Source organism: Lysobacter sp. 22409 (assembly GCF_052045105.1).
GTDB classification, from domain to species: domain Bacteria; phylum Pseudomonadota; class Gammaproteobacteria; order Xanthomonadales; family Xanthomonadaceae; genus Lysobacter; species Lysobacter antibioticus_B.
This window is the reverse complement of record NZ_JBQEOE010000003.1, coordinates 162,442-180,278: the sequence shown is the minus strand read 5'-3', so window position 1 is coordinate 180,278 and position 17,837 is coordinate 162,442. Positions and strand designations below refer to the sequence as shown.

The following is a 17,837-nucleotide window of genomic DNA, read 5'->3' as shown; positions in this document are numbered from 1 at the left end:
GGAACCCTGCACGCTAGCCCGGTGCGGTAACCGGAATATGACAATGCCGCTGCGACCCCGGCGGGGCCGCGCACGCTTGGCTACCATGCGCGCATGAAAAGCAGACTGATCGCCGTCGGCGAACGAGCGCCGCGCTGGGTCGCGGAAGGATTCGGCGAGTACCAGAAACGTCTTTCGCATTGGTTGCCGCTGGACTTGGTCGAGATCGAGCCGGGCCTGCGCGGCAAGGGCCGCGATGCCGTGCGTGCGACCCAGGACGAAGGCGCGCGGGTGATCGCCGCGCTGCCGAAGAACGCCTGCGTGGTCGCATTGGAAGGGCGCGGGCGCCTGTGGACCTCGGAGCAACTCGCGCAGCGGCTGGAGCATTGGCGCGGCCAGGGCCGCGACCTGGCGTTCCTGATCGGCGGCCCGGAAGGGCATGCGCCCGAGGTGCTGGCGCGCGCCGACGAACAATGGTCGCTGGGGCCGCTGACCTTGCCGCATATGCTGGTGCGGCTGGTCGCCGCCGAGCAGTTGTACCGGGCCGCCGCGCTGTTGGCGAACCATCCTTATCACCGCGCCTGAGCGGTGGGTTCGATCGCGGGCCGTTGCGGCCGGATCATTTCATCGAGGGCGCGCCTGGCCCCGGATCAACCGACGGCTCGCGCAACAAAGCTTGCGCGCAAAAAAAGCCCGGGCGATGAGCCCGGGCTTCGGTTCGGCGCGTCGTTCGAGAATTATTGATCCAGCTTGAACTCGATCGGCACGCGGCCGCGCGCCTGCACCGGTTGGCCGTTGCTCATCGCCGGCTGGAAGGTCCAGCGGTTCAGCACGACCTTGCGCGCGGCCTGGTCGAGCAGGCGATGGCCGCTGCTGCGCACGATGCTGACGTCGATCGGCTTGCCGTCGATGCCGACCAGGATCTCCAGCTCGACCACCCCGGTCAGGCCTTCGCGCACCGCCTGCGGCGGATAGCTCGGCGGCGGGTTCTTCAGGCTTTGCAGGACCGCGCCGGTCAGGGTCTGCGGCCCCAGGTCGATCTGCGGCGTGGCCCGGGCGACGGTCTCGGCGCCGGCGAAGTCGAGCGGCTGCGGGTCGGGGTTGTCGACCACGACCGGCGGGGCTTCGACCGGCTGGACCTGCGGCTGGGGCTGGACGATGGGTTGCTGCTGCTGTGGCCTCCGGACGACCTCGACCAGTCTCGGCGGCGGCGGCGGTTCGACGCGCTGGGTAGGCCTGGGAATGAATTCCGGGATCACCGGTTCTTCGGGCGACACCAGCAAACGCGGCGCGCTCAGCGGGACCAGCATCAACATCAGCATCGCCGCGTTGAAGGCGATGGCGCCGGCGTTGGCGGCGATGCGGGTGCCGTCCAATGGCGTGTGGGAGTGAGAGGGAATCGCGCGAACCATGAGCTACCTCCTTGGCTTGTCTGACATCACTGACAACGTTCGGATACCGCCGGCGGGGTTGAGCTTGAAACCGATGTCGCGTCACAAAAATGCGCCGGCCGATTTGCGGATGCAAGCGCTTCTCGTTTGCGACTTTGGTCGGCCTGCGGCGCACTCGACGGCCACCGGCGACACCCGCAGACGAGGGCGGTGCTTGAAAAATCGCCGGGTTTTTTCGCTTCGGCGCAGCGTTCGCCGCGCCGGCCCGCGGCCCACCCGCGAACGATGGATGCTGAATGGACGGCAACGTCGCCGTGGCGGGCATGCGCTTGGCCACTTGCCGGCCTGCATTCGTCGATGCCGCCGCGCGCAAGAAACAAGAAGGCCCGCTTGCGCGGGCCTTCCTGGTGTCTACGGCTCGGGAGCCCGGCTCAACGGTCGGTCGGGTCCGGGCCGCTCTCGGGTTCGCGCTGCAGCCCGCCCTCGTCTGGGTTCGGCGGCTTGCGCGGATGCGGCTGGCGCGCGTCGTCGGGATTGCGCGGCTGCGGTTCCGGGTAGCCAGGCGTGCGGCCCGGCTTCGGATCCGGCGCCGGCGGCGCGGTCTTGGTCGGGCCGGCCATGCTTACTTGCCCAGCTCGAAGACGACGTCGAGGGTCATCGACAAGGCGTTCTCGCCCGGCGCGATCGGCGTGTCGGCCGACGCCTTTTCCATCCGGCCCATGGCCATCATCGGCATCGGCATCGGCGGTCCGAAGCGCCCGCTCTCGCTGACGCTGACGATGCGGCGGACCTTCATGCCCAGGGTCTTGGCGTACATCTCGGCGCGGGCCTGGGCCTTCTCGATGGCGCTGCGGCGGGCTTCGTCGTAGGCGACGTCCTTTTCCTTGTCGTCGATATCGAAGCTGGGGCCGTTGATCTGGTTGGCGCCGGTGGCGACCAGGGCGTCGAGGATCTTGCCGAGCTTGGACAGGTCGCGCACGACGATGTTGACGTTGTTGTTGGCCTGGTAGCCGGTGATGACCGGCGGCTGGTTCTCGGCGTAGCGGTATTGCGGGTTGAGGTTGATGCCGCCGGTTTGGACGTCGCGGTCGGCGATGCCGGCGGCCTTGATCGCGGCCACGACCTTGCTCATCTGCTCGGCGTTGGCGCGCATCGCGGCATTGGCGTCGGCGGCCTGGGTGACCACGCCGGTCGACAAGGTGGCGATGTTCGGCGTGCGGCGCGCCTCGGCCTGGGCCGACACCGACAGCAGGGTGCCGTCGCTGGCGACGTAGGCGGGCGCGGTCTGGGCTTGGGCGGTCATGGCGGTTGCGGCTCCGAAGGCGAGGAAAGCGGCGAGCGCCAGCGGGCGCAACGAAAGGCGGGCGAAAGACTGTGGCGACGACCGGGTCATGTGGTGCTCCTTGAAGGACGAGGGGTAGGGTCTTGCTGAACTGGTGAACGAACCGTGATTCGTTACGGGGTTTGCGCGGCTCGTCGTCGGCTGGCGCTCAGTCAGCGCGGGTTATGCTTTCCGTATGCTCTATCTTGCCTCCAAGTCGCCGCGGCGACGCGAATTGCTGACCCGCCTCGGCCTGGAATTCGGCGTACTCGATCTCGACGTGCCCGAACACCGCCAGCCCAACGAACCGGCGCTGGAGTACGTCCGCCGGGTCGCCCGCGAGAAAGCCGGCGCCGGCCTGTTGCAGGTGCTCGGCAATCCGACCGCGCTGGTGCTGGGGTCCGACACCGAGGTCGTGCTCGACGACGAGGTGTTCGGCAAGCCGCGCGACGCCGACGATGCCGCGGCGATGCTGCGCAAGCTGTCGGGGCGCACCCACCAGGTGATTTCGGCGGTGTCGCTGGTCTCGCGCTCGCGCGAGGCGCAGGCGCTGTCGGTCTCGCAGGTCAGCTTCGCCGAGCTCGATGAGGCGACGATCGCGCGTTATGTCGCCAGCGGCGAGCCCGAGGGCAAGGCCGGCGCCTATGCGATCCAGGGCGGCGCCGAGGTCTTCGTACGGCATCTGGCCGGCAGTTATTCGGGGGTGATGGGGTTGCCGCTGCACGAGACGGCGCGGCTGCTGCGGGAGTTCGGCGTCGGCGGCTAGGCCGCCGCGCTTACGTTCGACCGCGCTGCACCGCGTTCTTTCCATCCGACGTTCGCCTGACTTGGGACCCACCCTGCCTCATGACTGAAGAAATCCTGGTCAACGTCACTCCGCGCGAAACCCGCGTCGCCGTCGTCGAGAACGGCATGCTGCAGGAGCTGCACATCGAGCGCGGCTGGCGCCGCGGCGTGGTCGGCAACATCTACAAGGGCAAGGTCCAGCGGGTGATGCCGGGCATGCAGGCGGCGTTCGTCGAGATCGGCCTGGAGCGCGCGGCGTTCCTGCACGCGGCCGACATCGTCAAGCACAACCCGGTCGGCGAAGGCGAGGGCGACGAAGCGCCGCTGCCGCCGACGCCGACCCGGCCGATCGCCGAGTTGCTGCGCGAAGGCCAGGAAATCATCGTCCAGGTGGTCAAGGACCCGATCGGCAGCAAGGGCGCGCGCCTGACCACCCAGCTCAGTATTCCCTCGCGTTATCTGGTGCTGCTGCCGCGCACCCGCGTGGTCGGGGTGTCGGCGCGGATCGAGGACGAGGGCGAGCGTGCGCGGCTGAAGTCGCTGGTCACGACCCTGGCCCCGGCCGGCGACAACCACGGCTACATCGTGCGCACCAATGCCGAGAGCCAGCCCGAGGAAGCCCTGGCCGAGGACATCGGCTATCTGAGCCGGGCCTGGGCCCTGATCGCCGAGAAATCGCAGAGCTCGAAAGTCGGCGAACGCGTTTACGAAGACCTGAGCCTGCCGCTGCGCGCGGTGCGCGACCTGATCCGCCGTGACGTCGAGAAGGTCAAGGTCGACTCGCGCGAGACCTGCGAGCGCCTGCGCAGCTTCGCCGCGCAGTACATGCCGGGGCTGGCCGAGAAGATCGAGCACTACACCGGCGCGCGGCCGATCTTCGACCTGTACGGGGTCGAGGACGAGATCCAGCGCGCGCTCGACAAGGAAGTGCCGCTGAAGTCCGGCGGCTATCTGGTCATCGACCAGACCGAGGCGATGACGACGATCGACGTCAACACCGGTTCCTTCCTGGGTCAACGCAATCTCGAGGAGACCGTTTACCGGACCAATCTCGAGGCGGCGCAGTCGGTCGCCCGGCAACTGCGGCTGCGCAACCTGGGCGGCATCATCATCATCGACTTCATCGACATGACCGACCTGGAGCATCGCCGCCAGGTGCTGCGCCAGTTGGAAAAGGCGCTGACCCGCGATCACGCCAAGACCACGGTCTACGAATTCTCGCCGCTGGGCCTGGTGGAGATGACCCGCAAGCGCACCACCGAGAGCCTGGAACGCCAGCTCAGCGAGGCCTGCCACGAATGCGGCGGCCGCGGCACCTTGAAGACGCCGGAAACGGTGACCTACGAGATCTTCCGCGAGATCGTCCGCCAGGTGCGCCAGTTCGATGCCGCGCGTTTGCTGGTCATCGCATCGCCGAAGGTGGTCGCGCGGATCACCGACGAAGAATCGGCGGCGGTGGCGGAGCTGGAGGAATTCCTCGGCAAGTCGATCCGCTTCCAGGCCGAGGACCAGTACGCGCAGGAGCAGTTCGATGTGGTTTTGCTCTGAAGCCGGGAATCGGGAATCGGGATTCGGGATTCGTAACAGCGAAGCCCGGCTTTTGATTTTCCGATTCCCGAATCCCCATTCCCGATTCCCGTCGGGCGCGCGCGGAGCGCGGGCCTGATGCCTACCCCGCTGCGCCGCCGCTTGCGCATGGCCCGTCGTGGCGCCTTCTATGGCGTCGCGATCGTGCTCGTGCTGGTGGCGGTGCTGTTGGGTGCGGCGAGCCAGGTCCTGCCCTTGGCCGAAAGCCATCCGGACCGCGTCGCGGCCTGGTTGAGCCAGCGCGCCGGGCGGCCGGTGGCGTTCGACAAGGTCGATACGCAGTGGACGCGGCGCGGCCCCTTGCTGCGCCTGGATGGATTACGCATCGGCGAGGGCAGCCAGGCCTTCACCATCGGCGATGCCGAAATGCTGGTCTCGGTGTACGCCGGGCTGCTGCCGGGGCAATCGTTCTCGGAGCTGCGCCTCAAGGGCCTCGACCTGACCCTGGAGCGCAGCGACGACGGCCGTTGGAAAGTGCGCGGTCTGCCCGGCCAGCAGGACACGCGCCAGCGCGATCCGCTGTCGGCGCTCGAAGGCCTGGGCGAACTGCAGGTCATCGATGGCCGGCTTGCGGTGATCGCGCCTTCGCTCGGCATCGATGCGCGGGTGCCGAAGATCGACCTGCGTCTGCGCGTCGACGGCAAGCGCGTGCGCGCCGGCGTCCGCGCCTGGCCTACGGTCGGCGTGGCCGGTGCGCCGTCGACGCCGCTCGATGCGGTGGTGGATTTCGATCGCGAGCGCGGCGACGGCCGCGCCTATGCCGGCGCCACCCGCGCCGACCTGACCGGCTGGTCGCCCTTGCTCAAGCTTGCCGGCATCCGGGTCGAGTCGGGCCAGGGCCGGGCCGAGGCCTGGGCGGAACTGCGCGACCATCGCGTCGCTTCGGTGACGGTGTCAGCCGCGCTCGACCGCGTCGGTCTGCGCGCCGAGCGTGCACAGCCAGGGACGAACACGGCTGCGGCCGCGGCGCGCGTCGATTTCGAACACGTCGAAACCTTGTCGCACTGGCGCCTGACCGATCACGGTTGGCGTTTCGACGCTTCCAAGCTGCGCATCGGCAGCGGCGAGGAAGTGCAGCAGCTCGACGGCCTCGCCGTCGCCGGCGGCGAGCATTACGCGCTGCGCGCCGAACGCATCGATGCCGGCCCGTTGATCGCGGTGGCCGCGCTCAGCGACGCCTTGCCGGAACGCTTGCGCAACTGGTTCGAAACCGCCAAGCCGCGGGCGTCGCTGCGTAATATCGCGCTCAACGGCCGCCGCGGCGGCCCGATGTTCGCGAGCGCGAGAATCGAAGCGCTCGGCTTCGACGCGGTCGGCGATGCGCCGGGTTTGCAGGGCCTGGCCGGCGGTTTCGAGGGCGATGCCGATGGTTTCACCCTCGACCTCGACGAAAACTCACCGATGCGCTTCGACTGGCCGCGCGGTTTCGGCGTGCCGCATACGGTCAAGCTGCAGGGCCGCGTCGGCGGCTGGCGCGAAGGCGCGGGCTGGCGCGTGGGCACCACCGCGTTGCGCGTACGCGGCGACGATTTCGGCGTCAGCGCGCGCGGCGGTCTGTGGTGGCAGGGCGACGGCACGCGGCCGTGGATCGATATCGCCGCCGACATCGACCCGACCCAGGTTCCGGTCGCCAAGGGCTTCTGGATCCGCAACCGCATGTCGGCCAAGTTGGTGAACTGGCTCGACACCGCCCTGGTCGGCGGGCGCCTGAACAATGCGCGCGCGGTGATATCCGGCGACCTCGACGATTGGCCGTTCAATCGCAATAACGGCCTGTTCGAAGCCAGTGCCCGTCTCGACGATGCGGTGGTGAAGTTCCAGCCGGAATGGCCGGCGGTCGAAGGCCTGGACGCCGAGGTGCGTTTCGTCGCCGACGGCTTCAGCGTCGAAGGCAGCGGCCGCATCGCCGGTGTCGGCGTGCGCAAGGTCGGCGCCGGAATCGATCACTACAAGGACGGCCATCTGCGCGTGCAGGCCGAAGCCGCGGCGGATGCGGCGCAGTTGCAGGCGCTGCTCAAGCAAAGCCCGCTGCGCAAGGACCACGCCGACACGCTCGACAATCTGCGCGCCAGCGGCCCGGCGCGGGTCGGGTTCGAGATGCAGATGCCCTTGCAGCCGAACAGCATCACCCGCATCGCCGGCACGGTCGACCTGGACAACGCCAAGCTCGCCGATCCGCGCTGGAAGATCGCCTTCGAACAAGTACGCGGCCATGCCGAGTACGGCCGCGGCGGTTTCCGCGCCGAGGATCTCGCGGTGATGCACGAAGGCGCGCCGGGCAAGCTGTCGCTGCGCGCGGGCGACGAGTTCGTGCGCGATCGCGGCAACGTGTTCGAGGCCGGGCTCGATGTCGTGTCCGGCGCCGACGAGTTGATCGGGCGCGGTCCGGACGAGTTGGCCTGGTTGAAGTCCTATCTCGACGGGCGTTCGCTGTGGACGGTCGGGATCTCCATTCCGAGGGCCGCGCAGGCCGCCGGCACGACGCCGAGGCCCGGCGTGTCCGCGCCGACGCCGACTCTGTTGCGTTTGCAGTCGAATTTGGTCGGTACCGCGCTGACTTTGCCGCCGCCGCTCGACAAGGCCGCCGCGGCGAGTCTGCCGGCGACCATCGAAACTCCATTGCCGCTCGGCAGCGGCGATGTGCGCGTCGGCCTCGGCAATGTCCTGGCCTTGCGCGCACGCAGCGCCGCCGGCAAGACCGGCGTGCGCGTCGTGCTCGGTGCGAACCGCGTCGACGAAGCGCCGCCGGCCAGCGGCCTGATCGCCACCGGCCGCGCCGCGACGCTCGAGGCGATCGACTGGATCGCGATCGCGCACGGCGGCGGCAGCGGCGACGGCCTTGCGCTGCAGCGCATCGACGTCACCGCGCAGCATCTGCAATTGCTCGGCGGCAGTTTCCCGAACACGCGCGTGATCGTCGCGCCGGCGCCGCGCGGCGCGACCGCGGTGCGCGCCGAGGGCGCGGCGCTCGAAGGCGCGCTGCTGATTCCGGGCGGCGAGGGCGGCACCATCGCCGGGCGTTTCGCCCGTGTGCACTGGCGCACGCCGACCGCGTCGCCATCGACGTCGGCGCCCGCGAGTGCGGCCGCAACCAACGCGACCGCCACGGCCGGCAGCGCGCCGGTGAGCGCGGCCGCGAACGCGAACGCGGCGGCCGGCGGCGCCAACGCCATCGACCCGGCGAAGATCCCCGCGCTCGCGCTCGACATCACCGAACTGCGGGTCGGCGACGCCGCGCTCGGCAAGGCGATGATACGCACGCGGCCGACACCGGCCGGCCTGCGCATCGAACAACTGAGCACGCGCGCCGACAAACAGTCGCTCGACATCAGCGGCGACTGGACCGGCCGCGGCGCGGCGGCGCGCACCCATTTGAACGTCGCCCTCGACAGCGGCGACGTCGGCGCGTTGCTCGGCGGTTTCGGTTTCGCCGGCCAGATCGGTGGCGGCAAGGCCAAGGCCAAGCTCGATGCGGGTTGGCCGGGCAGCCCGGCGGCGTTCGCACTGGGTTCGCTCGAAGGCAGTCTGAGCCTGGAGGCGCGTAACGGCCGCCTGATCGAGGTCGAGCCCGGCGCCGGCCGCGTGCTCGGCCTGCTCAGCATCGCCCAGTTGCCGCGCCGCCTGACCCTCGACTTCCGCGACCTGTTCTCGAAAGGCTTCGCCTTCGATCGCATCGACGGCACCGTGCGCTTCGGCAACGGCACCGCGCGCAGCGACAATCTGGTGATCGACGGTCCGGCCGCGGCGATCGCCATCCGCGGTGCGGCCGATCTGCGCGCGCAGCGCTACGACCAGACCATCGAAGTGCGGCCCAAGGCGGCCAATCTGCTGACCGCGTTCGGCGCGCTCGCGGCCGGCCCGGTCGGCGCGGCGATCGGTGCGGCGGCGAACGCGGTGCTGCAGAAGCCGCTCGGCAGCCTGGCCTCGAAGACCTACCGGGTCACCGGGCCGTGGAAAGAGCCGAAGGTCGAGGTGGTGACGCGCGAGCAGACGCGTTTGACGCCGCCGGTCGCGCCGCCCGTCGCGCCACCGCCGGGCTGAACGGCGATTCACCCCGCACGCCAGCTCCGCTTCGGTTCGGCTGCGGCCCACCGCGCCAGAGCGGGCGATGGCGGGCGAGGGAGGGCGAATCGGTTCGGCCCAAACCGGCCGAGCCCCGGCCGCAGCCGCTTGCGGCGGTTGATTGCGCCGGCCGGCGCCACCATTTCGGTTTCGACAATGGGGTTGCGACACGGTTTCCCGCGCCGCACCCGTCCACACTCGTCCGGGTGGCCGCGGACCGCGCCAAACCGCCGCCGCGCCGCCTAAGATGACCCTTCCACGTCCCCATGGTTCCGATATGACCCTTCCCCTGCAGATCGCCGAAAACCGCCTCTTGTTGCCCGCCGGGCTCGATGCCGGCGGCCTGGAGCGCAGCTTCGGCACCTTGCTCGGGCCGGGCATCGATTTCGGCGACCTGTATTTCCAGCATTCGCGCCGCGAGAGCTGGAGCGTCGAGGACGGCATCGTCAAGGACGGTTCGCATTCGATCGAGCAGGGCGTCGGCGTGCGCGCGATCAGCGGCGAGAAGACCGGCTTCGCCTATTCCGACGAGATCAACAGCGAGGCCTTGCTGGCGGCATCGAGGTCGGCGCGCGCGATCGCCCGCGACGGTCATGCGCAATCGGCGAAGACGCTGGTGCGCGGCGGCGGGCGTTCGCTGTACCCGAGCGAAGATCCGATCGACTCGATCGGCAACGAAACCAAGGTCGAGGCGCTGCGCCGTATCGACAAGCTGCTGCGCGCGGCCGACCCGCGGGTCAAGCAGGTCATCGTCAGCCTCAGCGGCGGCATCGACACGATCCTGGTGGCGCGCAGCGACGGTGTGCTCGCCGCCGACGTACGCCCGCTGGTGCGGCTCAACGTGCAGATCATCGTCGAACACAATGGCCGCCGCGAAAGCGGTTATGCCGGCGGCGGCGGCCGCTACAGTTACGCCGAACTGCTCGGCGGCGACAAGCCCGACCGGCTCGCGCGCGAAGCGCTGCGCCAGGCGCTGGTGAACCTGGAGGCGATCGATGCGCCGGCCGGGATCATGCCGGTCGTGCTCGGCCCGGGCTGGCCCGGCGTGTTGCTGCACGAAGCGGTCGGCCACGGCCTGGAAGGCGATTTCAACCGTAAGGGCACCTCGACTTATGCCGGCCGCATGGGCCAGCGCGTGGCCTCGCCCGGCGTGACCATCGTCGACGACGGCACCCTCGACGGCCGCCGCGGTTCGCTCAACATCGACGACGAAGGCACGCCGACCAACTGCACCACCTTGATCGAAGACGGCGTCCTGGTCGGCTACATGCAGGACACCCTCAACGCGCGCTTGATGGGCATGGCGCCGACCGGCAACGGCCGTCGCGAGTCCTTCGCCCATCTGCCGATGCCGCGCATGACCAACACCTACATGCTGGCCGGCCAGCACGATCCCGAAGAGATGATCCGCTCGGTCAAGAAGGGCTTGTACGCGGTCAACTTCGGCGGCGGCCAGGTCGACATCACCAGCGGCAAGTACGTGTTCTCGGCGACCGAGGCCTATCTGATCGAAGACGGCAAGGTCACCGCGCCGGTCAAGGGCGCGACCCTGATCGGCAACGGCCCGGAGACGATGCAGAAGGTGCGCATGATCGGCCACGATCTCGCGCTCGACGAAGGCGTCGGCGTGTGCGGCAAGGACGGGCAGAGCGTGCCGGTCGGCGTCGGCCAGCCCTCGCTGTTGATCGAGGGTCTGACGGTGGGTGGCACCAGCGCGTGATCGCGGCGGCAAGCCATCGTTGCCTTCTCCCGCAGGCAGGAGAAGGCGACGCGGAGCGCCGGATCGCAGTGCGCGACGATAGCCCGAGCCGGGTGGCTCGGGCAGCGGGCTTCAACGCCGGCGACGAGCGTCAGTCGTCGGGATGGCCGTCGTCGATGGTTTCGTCGGCCGCATCGGCCGCGGCGCCCGCGCCGAGGATCACCTCGCGCAGTTCGCGATACAGCTCGCGGAACGAATGCGGCGGCTTGTTGCGCTTGCGCTCTTCCAGCGTGTTGCGCGCGAGTTGGCGCAGACGCTGGCGATCGGCCTGCGGGTATTCGTCGAGCAACGCGGCCAGCGCCGTATCGCCTTCGGCGAGCAGGCGTTCGCGCCAGTTCTCGATGCGGTGCATCGCCGCGACCTCGCGCCGCGCCGCTTCGCCGTCCTCGTCGAGGGCATCGCGGATCGCTTCGAGCACCTCGTCGTCCTCGCGCCGCATCTGCTTGGCCAGGAACGCCAACTGGCGCTTGTGGGCGATGTTGGCGGTGATGCGCTTGCAATCGCGGATGTGCGGCAGCAAGGACTCGGGCACCGGCAGCTTGGACAGCTGGGCCTCGGTCAAGGACACCAGTTTCTCGCCCAGGGCCAGCACCTCCAGCGCCTCGCGCCGGTTCTGGCTCCGGCTGGGGCTGAGGAACTCGCCGGTTTCTTCGTCTCTGCCGCGCATCGCAAAACACCTCTCGTACCGTCAAACTGACCTGAATTCCCGCGCCGCCGACGCGCCGCGTACCGCAAGGATAAGACATTGAACGCAGTCGCCCTCATTCCGACCGCTTCGGCCCACACTTTCGCCGACCCCGAGGCGCGCCTGGACCTGCTCGCCGACCTGTCCCAGCGCCTGCTGGCGGCCGCCAAGGCCCGCGGCGCCAGCCAGGCCGAGGTGTCCTGCTCGGAGGAGGCGGGGCTGAACGTGAACGTGCGCATGGGCGAGGTCGAGACGGTCGAGGCCACCCGCGACCGCGGCATCGCCGTCACCGTCTATTTCGGCCAGCGCAAGGGCAGCGCCAGCACCGCCGACCTGCGCGACGAGAGCCTGGAAGCCACGGTCGAGCAGGCCTGCGCGATCGCCCGCTACACCGAGGACGACGAGGCCGCCGGCCTGGCCGATCCGGCCCTGATGGCGAGCGATCTGCGCGATTTCGACAGCTGGCACCCCTGGGCGATCGACGCCGACCACGCCGTCGAGCTGGCCCTGGCCTGCGAAAGCGCCGGCCGCGACTACGACGCGCGGATCGAGAACTCCGACGGCGCCTCGGTGGGCACCGGCGCCAGCCTCGGCGTGTACGCCAACTCGCACGGCTTCGTCGGCCGCGAGCGCAGCACCCAGCACAGCTTCGGCTGCGCGATGATCGCCGGCCGCGGCGACGCCATGCAGCGCGACGGCTGGTACAGCTCGGCCTTGGCCGCCGACGACCTGGAGTCGGCCGCCAGCGTCGGCCGCAAGGCCGGCGAGCGCACCATCGCCCGGCTCGCGCCGCGGCAGATCGCCACCGGCGACTACCCGGTGCTGTTCGCGGCCGAAAGCGCGCGCTCGCTGGTCGGTCATCTGCTCAGCGCGATCAGCGGCGGCGCCTTGTACCGCCAGGCCAGCTTCCTGCTCGACAGCGTCGGCGCGCAGTTGTTCCCGTCGTGGTTCCAGATCGAGGAGCAGCCGTTCCTGCATCGCGGTCTGCGTTCGACGTCCTTCGACGCCGAGGGCGTGGCCACGCGCGAATCGGCCATCGTCAGCGGCGGCGTGCTGCAGCGCTACGTGCTCGGCAGCTATTCGGCGCGCAAGCTCGGCCTGCAGACCACGGCCAACGCCGGCGGCGTGCATAACCTGCAGGTCGCGGCGAATGCCGGCGATTTCCCTGCGATGTTGCGCGACATGGGGCGCGGCCTGCTGGTCACAGAATTGATGGGGCAGGGCGTCAACACCGTGACCGGCGATTATTCGCGCGGCGCCGCCGGTTTCTGGGTCGAGAACGGCCAGATCCAGTATCCGGTCGACGGCATCACCATCGCCGGCAATCTGCGCAAGATGTTCGCCGCGGTCGAAGCGGTCGGCAGCGACGTCGATTACCGCTCGCACGTGCGCACCGGTTCGATCCTGGTTGGCCGCATGACCGTCGCCGGCGAATCGGTCGAAGACTGACCCGCGAATGAACTCATGAACATGAGGTCGCGAGAGTGAGATCGGGTTAGCGGAATCGGGATCGCGTCGCCAAAGCGGCCCGATCCTGTCAACGCAAGCGGCATCAGGGCGTTCATCCTGGAACTCCACTCCTGGGAGGCCGCATGAGTGCAAGCAAGGCGACGGCCGCCAATCGTTTCGGGCTCGGCGCCAAGCCGGGCGAACTCGAAGGCAGCGGCGACGGCCGCGAGATTCTGCTCGCGCAACTGCGCGAGCCGCCCCCGCTCGACGAATTTCACGGCCTGCCGAGCAGCGCCGTGACGATGACGCGCGAATACGAACAGCTCAGCGCCGCGCGCGCAGGCCGGGTCAAGGCCGCGCCGCCCGCGGCGATGGGCGATATGCAGCCCGGTTCCCCGATGAGCGCTGCCGATGCGATGGCGTCGGTTCGGCCTGAGGGCAAGGCCGTCGACGTCGACCAAGCCGGCGAACGCGCCGAGCAGATGCGGCGCGACCTGCGCCGTCGCCAGCTCGACGAATTCGCCGCGCGTTATCGCCATGCCTCGCGCACCGACCGGCCCTTCGTCGAACGCCTGACCCAGTTCTGGTCGAATCATTTCGCGGTCTCGATCGACAAGGGCGATACGCGCTTGTATGCCGCGGCGATGGAGCGCGAAGCGATCCGTCCGCACGTGCTGGGCCGGTTCGAGGACATGCTGCTCGCGGTCGAAAGCCATCCGGCGATGCTGCGTTATCTCGACAATTCGATTTCGATCGGCAACGACTCGGCGGCGGCGCAGCGCGCCGAACTGATGCGTCGCGAACGGCGCGGGCTCAACGAGAATCTGGCCCGCGAGATCCTCGAACTGCATACGCTCGGCGTCGACGGCGGTTATCGCCAGGACGACGTGCTCGAGCTGGCGCGCGCGATCACCGGCTGGAGCACCTTCAATTCGCGCGAAGCCAAGGCCGCCGGCGAGCGCATTCCCGACAACGCCTTCACCTTTCGCAAGGCTTCGCACGAGCCAGGCGAACGTCGGGTACTCGGCCGCCGTTACGCCGAAGGCGGGGTCGAGCAGGGGCGGGCGGTCCTGGCCGACCTGGCCAAGCATCCGTCCACCGCCCATCACCTGAGTTTCAAGCTCGCGCGCCATTTCGTCGCCGACCAGCCGCCGCCGGCGCTGGTCAAGCGCATGGCCCAGGCTTATCTGAGTCACGACGGCGATCTGCGCGCGCTGTACCGCGCCTTGGTCGAAAGCCAGGAGTCGTGGGCGGACAACGCGCGCAAGTTCAAGACGCCGAACGATTTCGTGGTCTCGGCATTGCGTGCCGGCGAGTTGCCGGTCGGCAACGATGCGCGCGCCCTGATCAATCTGCTGTCGAGCCTCGGCCAGCCGGTGTTCACCCCGCGTTCGCCGGCGGGCTTTCCCGACACCGCCGCCGACTGGAGCAGCCCCGACGGCCTATGGAAACGCATCCAGGCCGCGCAAATGCTCGCCGCGCGCATCGACCCGAAGGCGTCGGCGCCTTACCAATGCGCGGTATCGGTGCTCGGCAACGCCGCGGTCGACGGCGATTTCGCCATCGGCCTGCGTCGCGCCGGTTCCCTGAGGGACGGCTATGCGCTGTTGTTCGCCAGCCCCGCTTTCCAATGGAGGATCTGAGATGGATTCGCAACGCCGAGGTCTGTTGGCTGCATTCGGCGCGAGCGCACTGCTGACCCTGTTCCCGAACGCGTCGCGCGCCGCCGGCGACGATACGGATACGCGTTTCCTGTTGGTGTTGTTGCGCGGCGGGCTCGATGGCCTGCATTTGCTGCCGCCTTACGCCGATCCGGTGTATGCCGCCTTGCGCGGCGCCGGTGCGGTGGCCGACCCGATCCGCATCGACGCGATGTTCGGCCTGCATCCGGCGATGCAGCAGGCCGCGGCGATGTACCGCGACAAGCAACTGCTGCCGATCGTCGCGATCGCGCCGCCATATCGCGCGCGTTCGCATTTCGATGCCCAGGACTGCCTGGAGAACGGCACCGCGCGGCCGAACGGCGCGCGCGACGGCTGGCTCGGCCGCTGCGTGCAGGCGCTGCCCGGCGAAGCCGGTTTCGCGGTCGCGGCGGTGATGCCGTTGGCGCTGCGCGGCAGCGAGCGCACCAGCAATTGGTGGCCGCCGTTGCCGAAAGGCGTCGACCCGCTGCTGCTGCAGCAATTGCAGCCGCTGTACGCCGCCGATGCGCGGCTCAGCGAGACCTTCGAGCAATCCACCCGCTCGGCGGCGCTGGCCCGCGAAGGCAAGGGCGCGTTCGCGTTGCCCGAGGCCATGCGCATCGCCGCCGAACGCATGAGCGCGGCCGGCGGGCCGCGGATCGGTTTCGTCGAAGACACCGGTTGGGACAGCCATCGCAATCAGGCGCCGCAGTTGGCGCGCAAACTGGCCGAACTCGACCGCGGCCTGGCCGCTGCGCGCGAAGGCTTCGGCTCGGCATGGCCACGCACGGTGGTGGCGGTGGTGACCGAGTTCGGCCGCACCGCGGCGATCAACGGCACCGGCGGCACCGACCACGGCACCGGCGGCATGGCCCTGTTGTGCGGCGGCGCGGTGCGCGGCGGCCGCATCGGCGGCGATTGGCCCGGCCTGGGGCCGGCGCAACTCAACGAAGGCCGCGACCTGCGCGCGACCAGCGACCTGCGCAGCCTGTTCAAGGGCATCGCCGTCGAACACCTGGGGCTGGCCGAGGGCGTGCTGGAAAAGCGCGTGTTTCCGGACAGCCGCGGCATCTCGCCGCTGGCGGGTTGGCGGGCGGGCTAAGCGGCGGCTACGACGGGGTTCGGGGTTCGGTGCCCGCTCGGCGGGCCGAGGTCCGCGTTCGCGGCCTCGCGAGATGGCCGGAAATCGTCCCGGCCGACGTTGCCTCGCCGGCGCCTATAGCGCGGATCGGCGTGGTTAACTGTGACGAAGAAAGGTTTATGATGACCATTAGGGGGCCGAGCCGTGGGCGCGGAACTTTTCTATCGACACCATCCAATCACGTAGGGGAAGCGTAATGAACGATATCAGTCAGGACGAGAAGACTTGGGGCATGCTGGCTCATCTGAGCACGCTGGTCGGTTTGATTATTCCCTTCGGCTCCGTCCTCGGTCCGCTGGTCGTTTGGTTGATCAAGAAGGACACCATGCCGTTCGCGGCGGAACAGGGCAAGGAAGCGCTGAACTTCAACATCACCGTGTTGATCGCTTTCATCGTCAGCGCGATCCTGACCATCGTGCTGATCGGTTTCCTGCTGATGCTGGCCGTCGGCCTGGCTTGGCTGGTTCTGACGATCATGGCCGCACTGGCCGCGAACAAGGGCGAGTCCTACCGCTATCCGATGACGCTGCGCCTGGTCAACTGACCGCGCGCTTCATCGAGGCACGACAAAGGCGGACTTCGGTCCGCCTTTGTTTTGGGCGATATGTTTGCGATGGAGCTTTGTTGTGCGGCCGCTGCCGCACGGGAGCAGGGATCAGCGATCGCGTTCTATCGCCATCCGTCCCAGCGCGCGCAGGGCGTGGGCGCGTTCGCCGAACGGCTCCAGCGCTTCGTTCATCGCCTGCGCGAGTTCGTCCAGGCGCGCGCGCGAAGCGTCGAGCCCGATCAGCGCCGGGAAGGTCGATTTGTCCTGCGCGGCGTCCTTGCCTGCGGTCTTGCCGAGGGTCTGGCTGTCGCCTTCGACATCGAGGATGTCGTCGCGTACCTGAAAGGCCAGGCCGAGCGCACGCGCATAGCGGTCCAGCGCGTCCAGCGATGCCGGATCGGCGTCGCCGCACAACGCGCCCATGCGCACCGCGGCGCGGATCAGGGCGCCGGTCTTGAGTGCGTGCACGCGCTCCAATGCGGCCACGTCCAGACGCACGCCCGAGCCGGTGGCGTCGATGTCGAGAGCCTGGCCGCCGCACATGCCCGCGACGCCGGCGGCTTCGGCGAGAGTGCGCAGCAGGGCGACGCGGATGCGGTCGTTGCTGTCGGTATCGGCGAGCACGGCGAAGGCCAGGGATTGCAGCGCATCGCCGGCGAGAATCGCAGTGGCTTCGTCGAAGGCCACGTGCACGGTCGGCTGGCCGCGGCGCAGATCGTCGTCGTCCATCGCCGGCAGGTCGTCGTGCACCAGCGAATAGGCGTGGATCAGTTCGACCGCCGTAGCCGGCGCATCGAGCACCGACGGTGCGACTTCGAACAGGGCGCCACTGGCGTGGACCAACAGCGGGCGCATGCGCTTGCCGCCGAGCAGCACCGCGTGCCGCATCGCCATGTGCAGCAGACGCGGTTCGTCGTCGGGCGAGGGCAGCGCACGCGCAAGCGCGGCGTCGGCGCGTGCGCGCCAATCGCGCAAGCTGCCGTCAAGCATCGGTGTCGTTGCCCGGGTAGCCTGGGTGATTGGCTTGAGCGAACGGTTCGGCGCCGGCCGGGTCCTGCGGGTCGGTCAGCAGGCGCACGCGCAGTTCCGCCTGTTCCAGCGCGGTCTGGCAGCGCCGGTACAGGCCGACGCCGCGTTCGTACGCGGCCAGCGAATCTTCCAGGCTCATCTCGCCGTGTTCCATCTTGTCGACGAGTTGCTCGAGGGCGTCGAGCGACTGTTCGAAATCGGCGACGGGCGAGGCTTCGGTAGGGGTTTTACGGGCCATGTGAGAAGTGTGCGGCGGGGGAGGGGCAGGGTCAATGCGGCGGCGCATGCGCGACTGCGCCCAGGTGCCGCAGGTGGCAGCGCTAAAGCGGCCCAGGCCGCGATCAAGAGCGCTTTAGCGGCCTCGGGCCGCGATCAAGAGCGCTTTAGCGGCCTCGGGCCGCGATCAAGAGCGCTTTAGC

At 69.2% G+C, this 17,837-nt stretch carries 15 protein-coding genes; 9 read left to right on the top strand and 6 right to left on the bottom strand.

The genetic code is table 11. The annotated features are described in order from the left end of the window. The first annotated feature begins 93 nt into the window (after window positions 1-93). On the top strand, window positions 94-564 hold the full coding sequence (gene rlmH, locus ACTJJK_RS02815) for a 23S rRNA (pseudouridine(1915)-N(3))-methyltransferase RlmH (RefSeq protein ID WP_031372512.1): 471 nt from the start codon (window positions 94-96) through the stop codon (window positions 562-564). 152 nt (window positions 565-716) lie between these two features. Here rlmH and ACTJJK_RS02810 read toward each other — a convergent pair whose 3' ends face one another. From ACTJJK_RS02810 to ACTJJK_RS02800, 3 genes are all read right to left on the bottom strand, one after another. Further along, window positions 717-1,391, bottom strand: a complete 675-nt coding sequence (locus tag ACTJJK_RS02810; protein WP_223619329.1) for an energy transducer TonB — start codon at window positions 1,389-1,391, stop codon at window positions 717-719. A gap of 410 nt (window positions 1,392-1,801) precedes the next feature. Next, complete coding sequence (locus ACTJJK_RS02805; RefSeq protein WP_031372514.1) at window positions 1,802-1,990, bottom strand: hypothetical protein; 189 nt, start codon at window positions 1,988-1,990, stop codon at window positions 1,802-1,804. Between the two features lie 2 nt (window positions 1,991-1,992). Beyond that, entirely contained in the window at window positions 1,993-2,763 is a 771-nt protein-coding gene (locus ACTJJK_RS02800) for an SIMPL domain-containing protein (protein ID WP_223619331.1), read from the bottom strand. A gap of 124 nt (window positions 2,764-2,887) precedes the next feature. Between ACTJJK_RS02800 and ACTJJK_RS02795 the strand changes: the two genes are divergently transcribed. The 4 genes from ACTJJK_RS02795 to tldD all read left to right on the top strand — a co-directional run bounded on the left by ACTJJK_RS02795 (window position 2,888) and on the right by tldD (window position 10,846). Next, window positions 2,888-3,457, top strand: a complete 570-nt coding sequence (locus tag ACTJJK_RS02795) for a Maf family protein (RefSeq protein WP_408953215.1) — start codon at window positions 2,888-2,890, stop codon at window positions 3,455-3,457. A gap of 80 nt (window positions 3,458-3,537) precedes the next feature. Next, complete coding sequence (gene rng, locus ACTJJK_RS02790; protein ID WP_031372517.1) at window positions 3,538-5,025, top strand: ribonuclease G; 1,488 nt, start codon at window positions 3,538-3,540, stop codon at window positions 5,023-5,025. A 117-nt stretch (window positions 5,026-5,142) separates the two neighbouring features. Continuing rightward, window positions 5,143-9,105, top strand: a complete 3,963-nt coding sequence (locus tag ACTJJK_RS02785) for a YhdP family protein (RefSeq protein WP_440729400.1) — start codon at window positions 5,143-5,145, stop codon at window positions 9,103-9,105. Between the two features lie 298 nt (window positions 9,106-9,403). Beyond that, complete coding sequence (gene tldD / locus ACTJJK_RS02780; protein ID WP_031372519.1) at window positions 9,404-10,846, top strand: metalloprotease TldD; 1,443 nt, start codon at window positions 9,404-9,406, stop codon at window positions 10,844-10,846. Between the two features lie 130 nt (window positions 10,847-10,976). On the opposite strand, the gene yjgA is transcribed toward tldD, so the two are convergent. Further along, window positions 10,977-11,552, bottom strand: a complete 576-nt coding sequence (gene yjgA, locus ACTJJK_RS02775) for a ribosome biogenesis factor YjgA (protein ID WP_031372520.1) — start codon at window positions 11,550-11,552, stop codon at window positions 10,977-10,979. A 96-nt stretch (window positions 11,553-11,648) separates the two neighbouring features. Here yjgA and pmbA point away from each other — a divergent pair, with 96 nt between their 5' ends. From pmbA to ACTJJK_RS02755, 4 genes are all read left to right on the top strand, one after another. Beyond that, window positions 11,649-13,019 (top strand): metalloprotease PmbA, encoded by a 1,371-nt coding sequence (gene pmbA, locus ACTJJK_RS02770; RefSeq protein ID WP_440729421.1) that lies wholly within the window; start codon window positions 11,649-11,651, stop codon window positions 13,017-13,019. Between the two features lie 143 nt (window positions 13,020-13,162). Beyond that, the gene (locus tag ACTJJK_RS02765) at window positions 13,163-14,662 is read left to right on the top strand and encodes a DUF1800 domain-containing protein (protein WP_440729399.1); all 1,500 of its coding nucleotides are present in this window, start codon (window positions 13,163-13,165) and stop codon (window positions 14,660-14,662) included. Window position 14,663: 1 nt separating this feature from the next. After that, window positions 14,664-15,803, top strand: a complete 1,140-nt coding sequence (locus tag ACTJJK_RS02760) for a DUF1501 domain-containing protein (protein ID WP_031372523.1) — start codon at window positions 14,664-14,666, stop codon at window positions 15,801-15,803. Between the two features lie 235 nt (window positions 15,804-16,038). Further along, complete coding sequence (locus tag ACTJJK_RS02755; RefSeq protein ID WP_031372524.1) at window positions 16,039-16,386, top strand: DUF4870 domain-containing protein; 348 nt, start codon at window positions 16,039-16,041, stop codon at window positions 16,384-16,386. 111 nt (window positions 16,387-16,497) lie between these two features. Here the strand turns inward: ACTJJK_RS02755 and ispA are convergent, their stop codons facing one another. Both ispA and ACTJJK_RS02745 read right to left on the bottom strand, forming a co-directional pair. After that, a complete protein-coding gene (gene ispA, locus ACTJJK_RS02750; protein WP_408953220.1) occupies window positions 16,498-17,379 on the bottom strand; it encodes a (2E,6E)-farnesyl diphosphate synthase in 882 nt (293 codons plus the stop codon). Then, complete coding sequence (locus ACTJJK_RS02745; RefSeq protein ID WP_440729398.1) at window positions 17,372-17,656, bottom strand: exodeoxyribonuclease VII small subunit; 285 nt, start codon at window positions 17,654-17,656, stop codon at window positions 17,372-17,374. The genes ispA and ACTJJK_RS02745 overlap by 8 nt, the downstream gene beginning before the upstream one ends. Window positions 17,657-17,837: the final 181 nt, after the last annotated feature.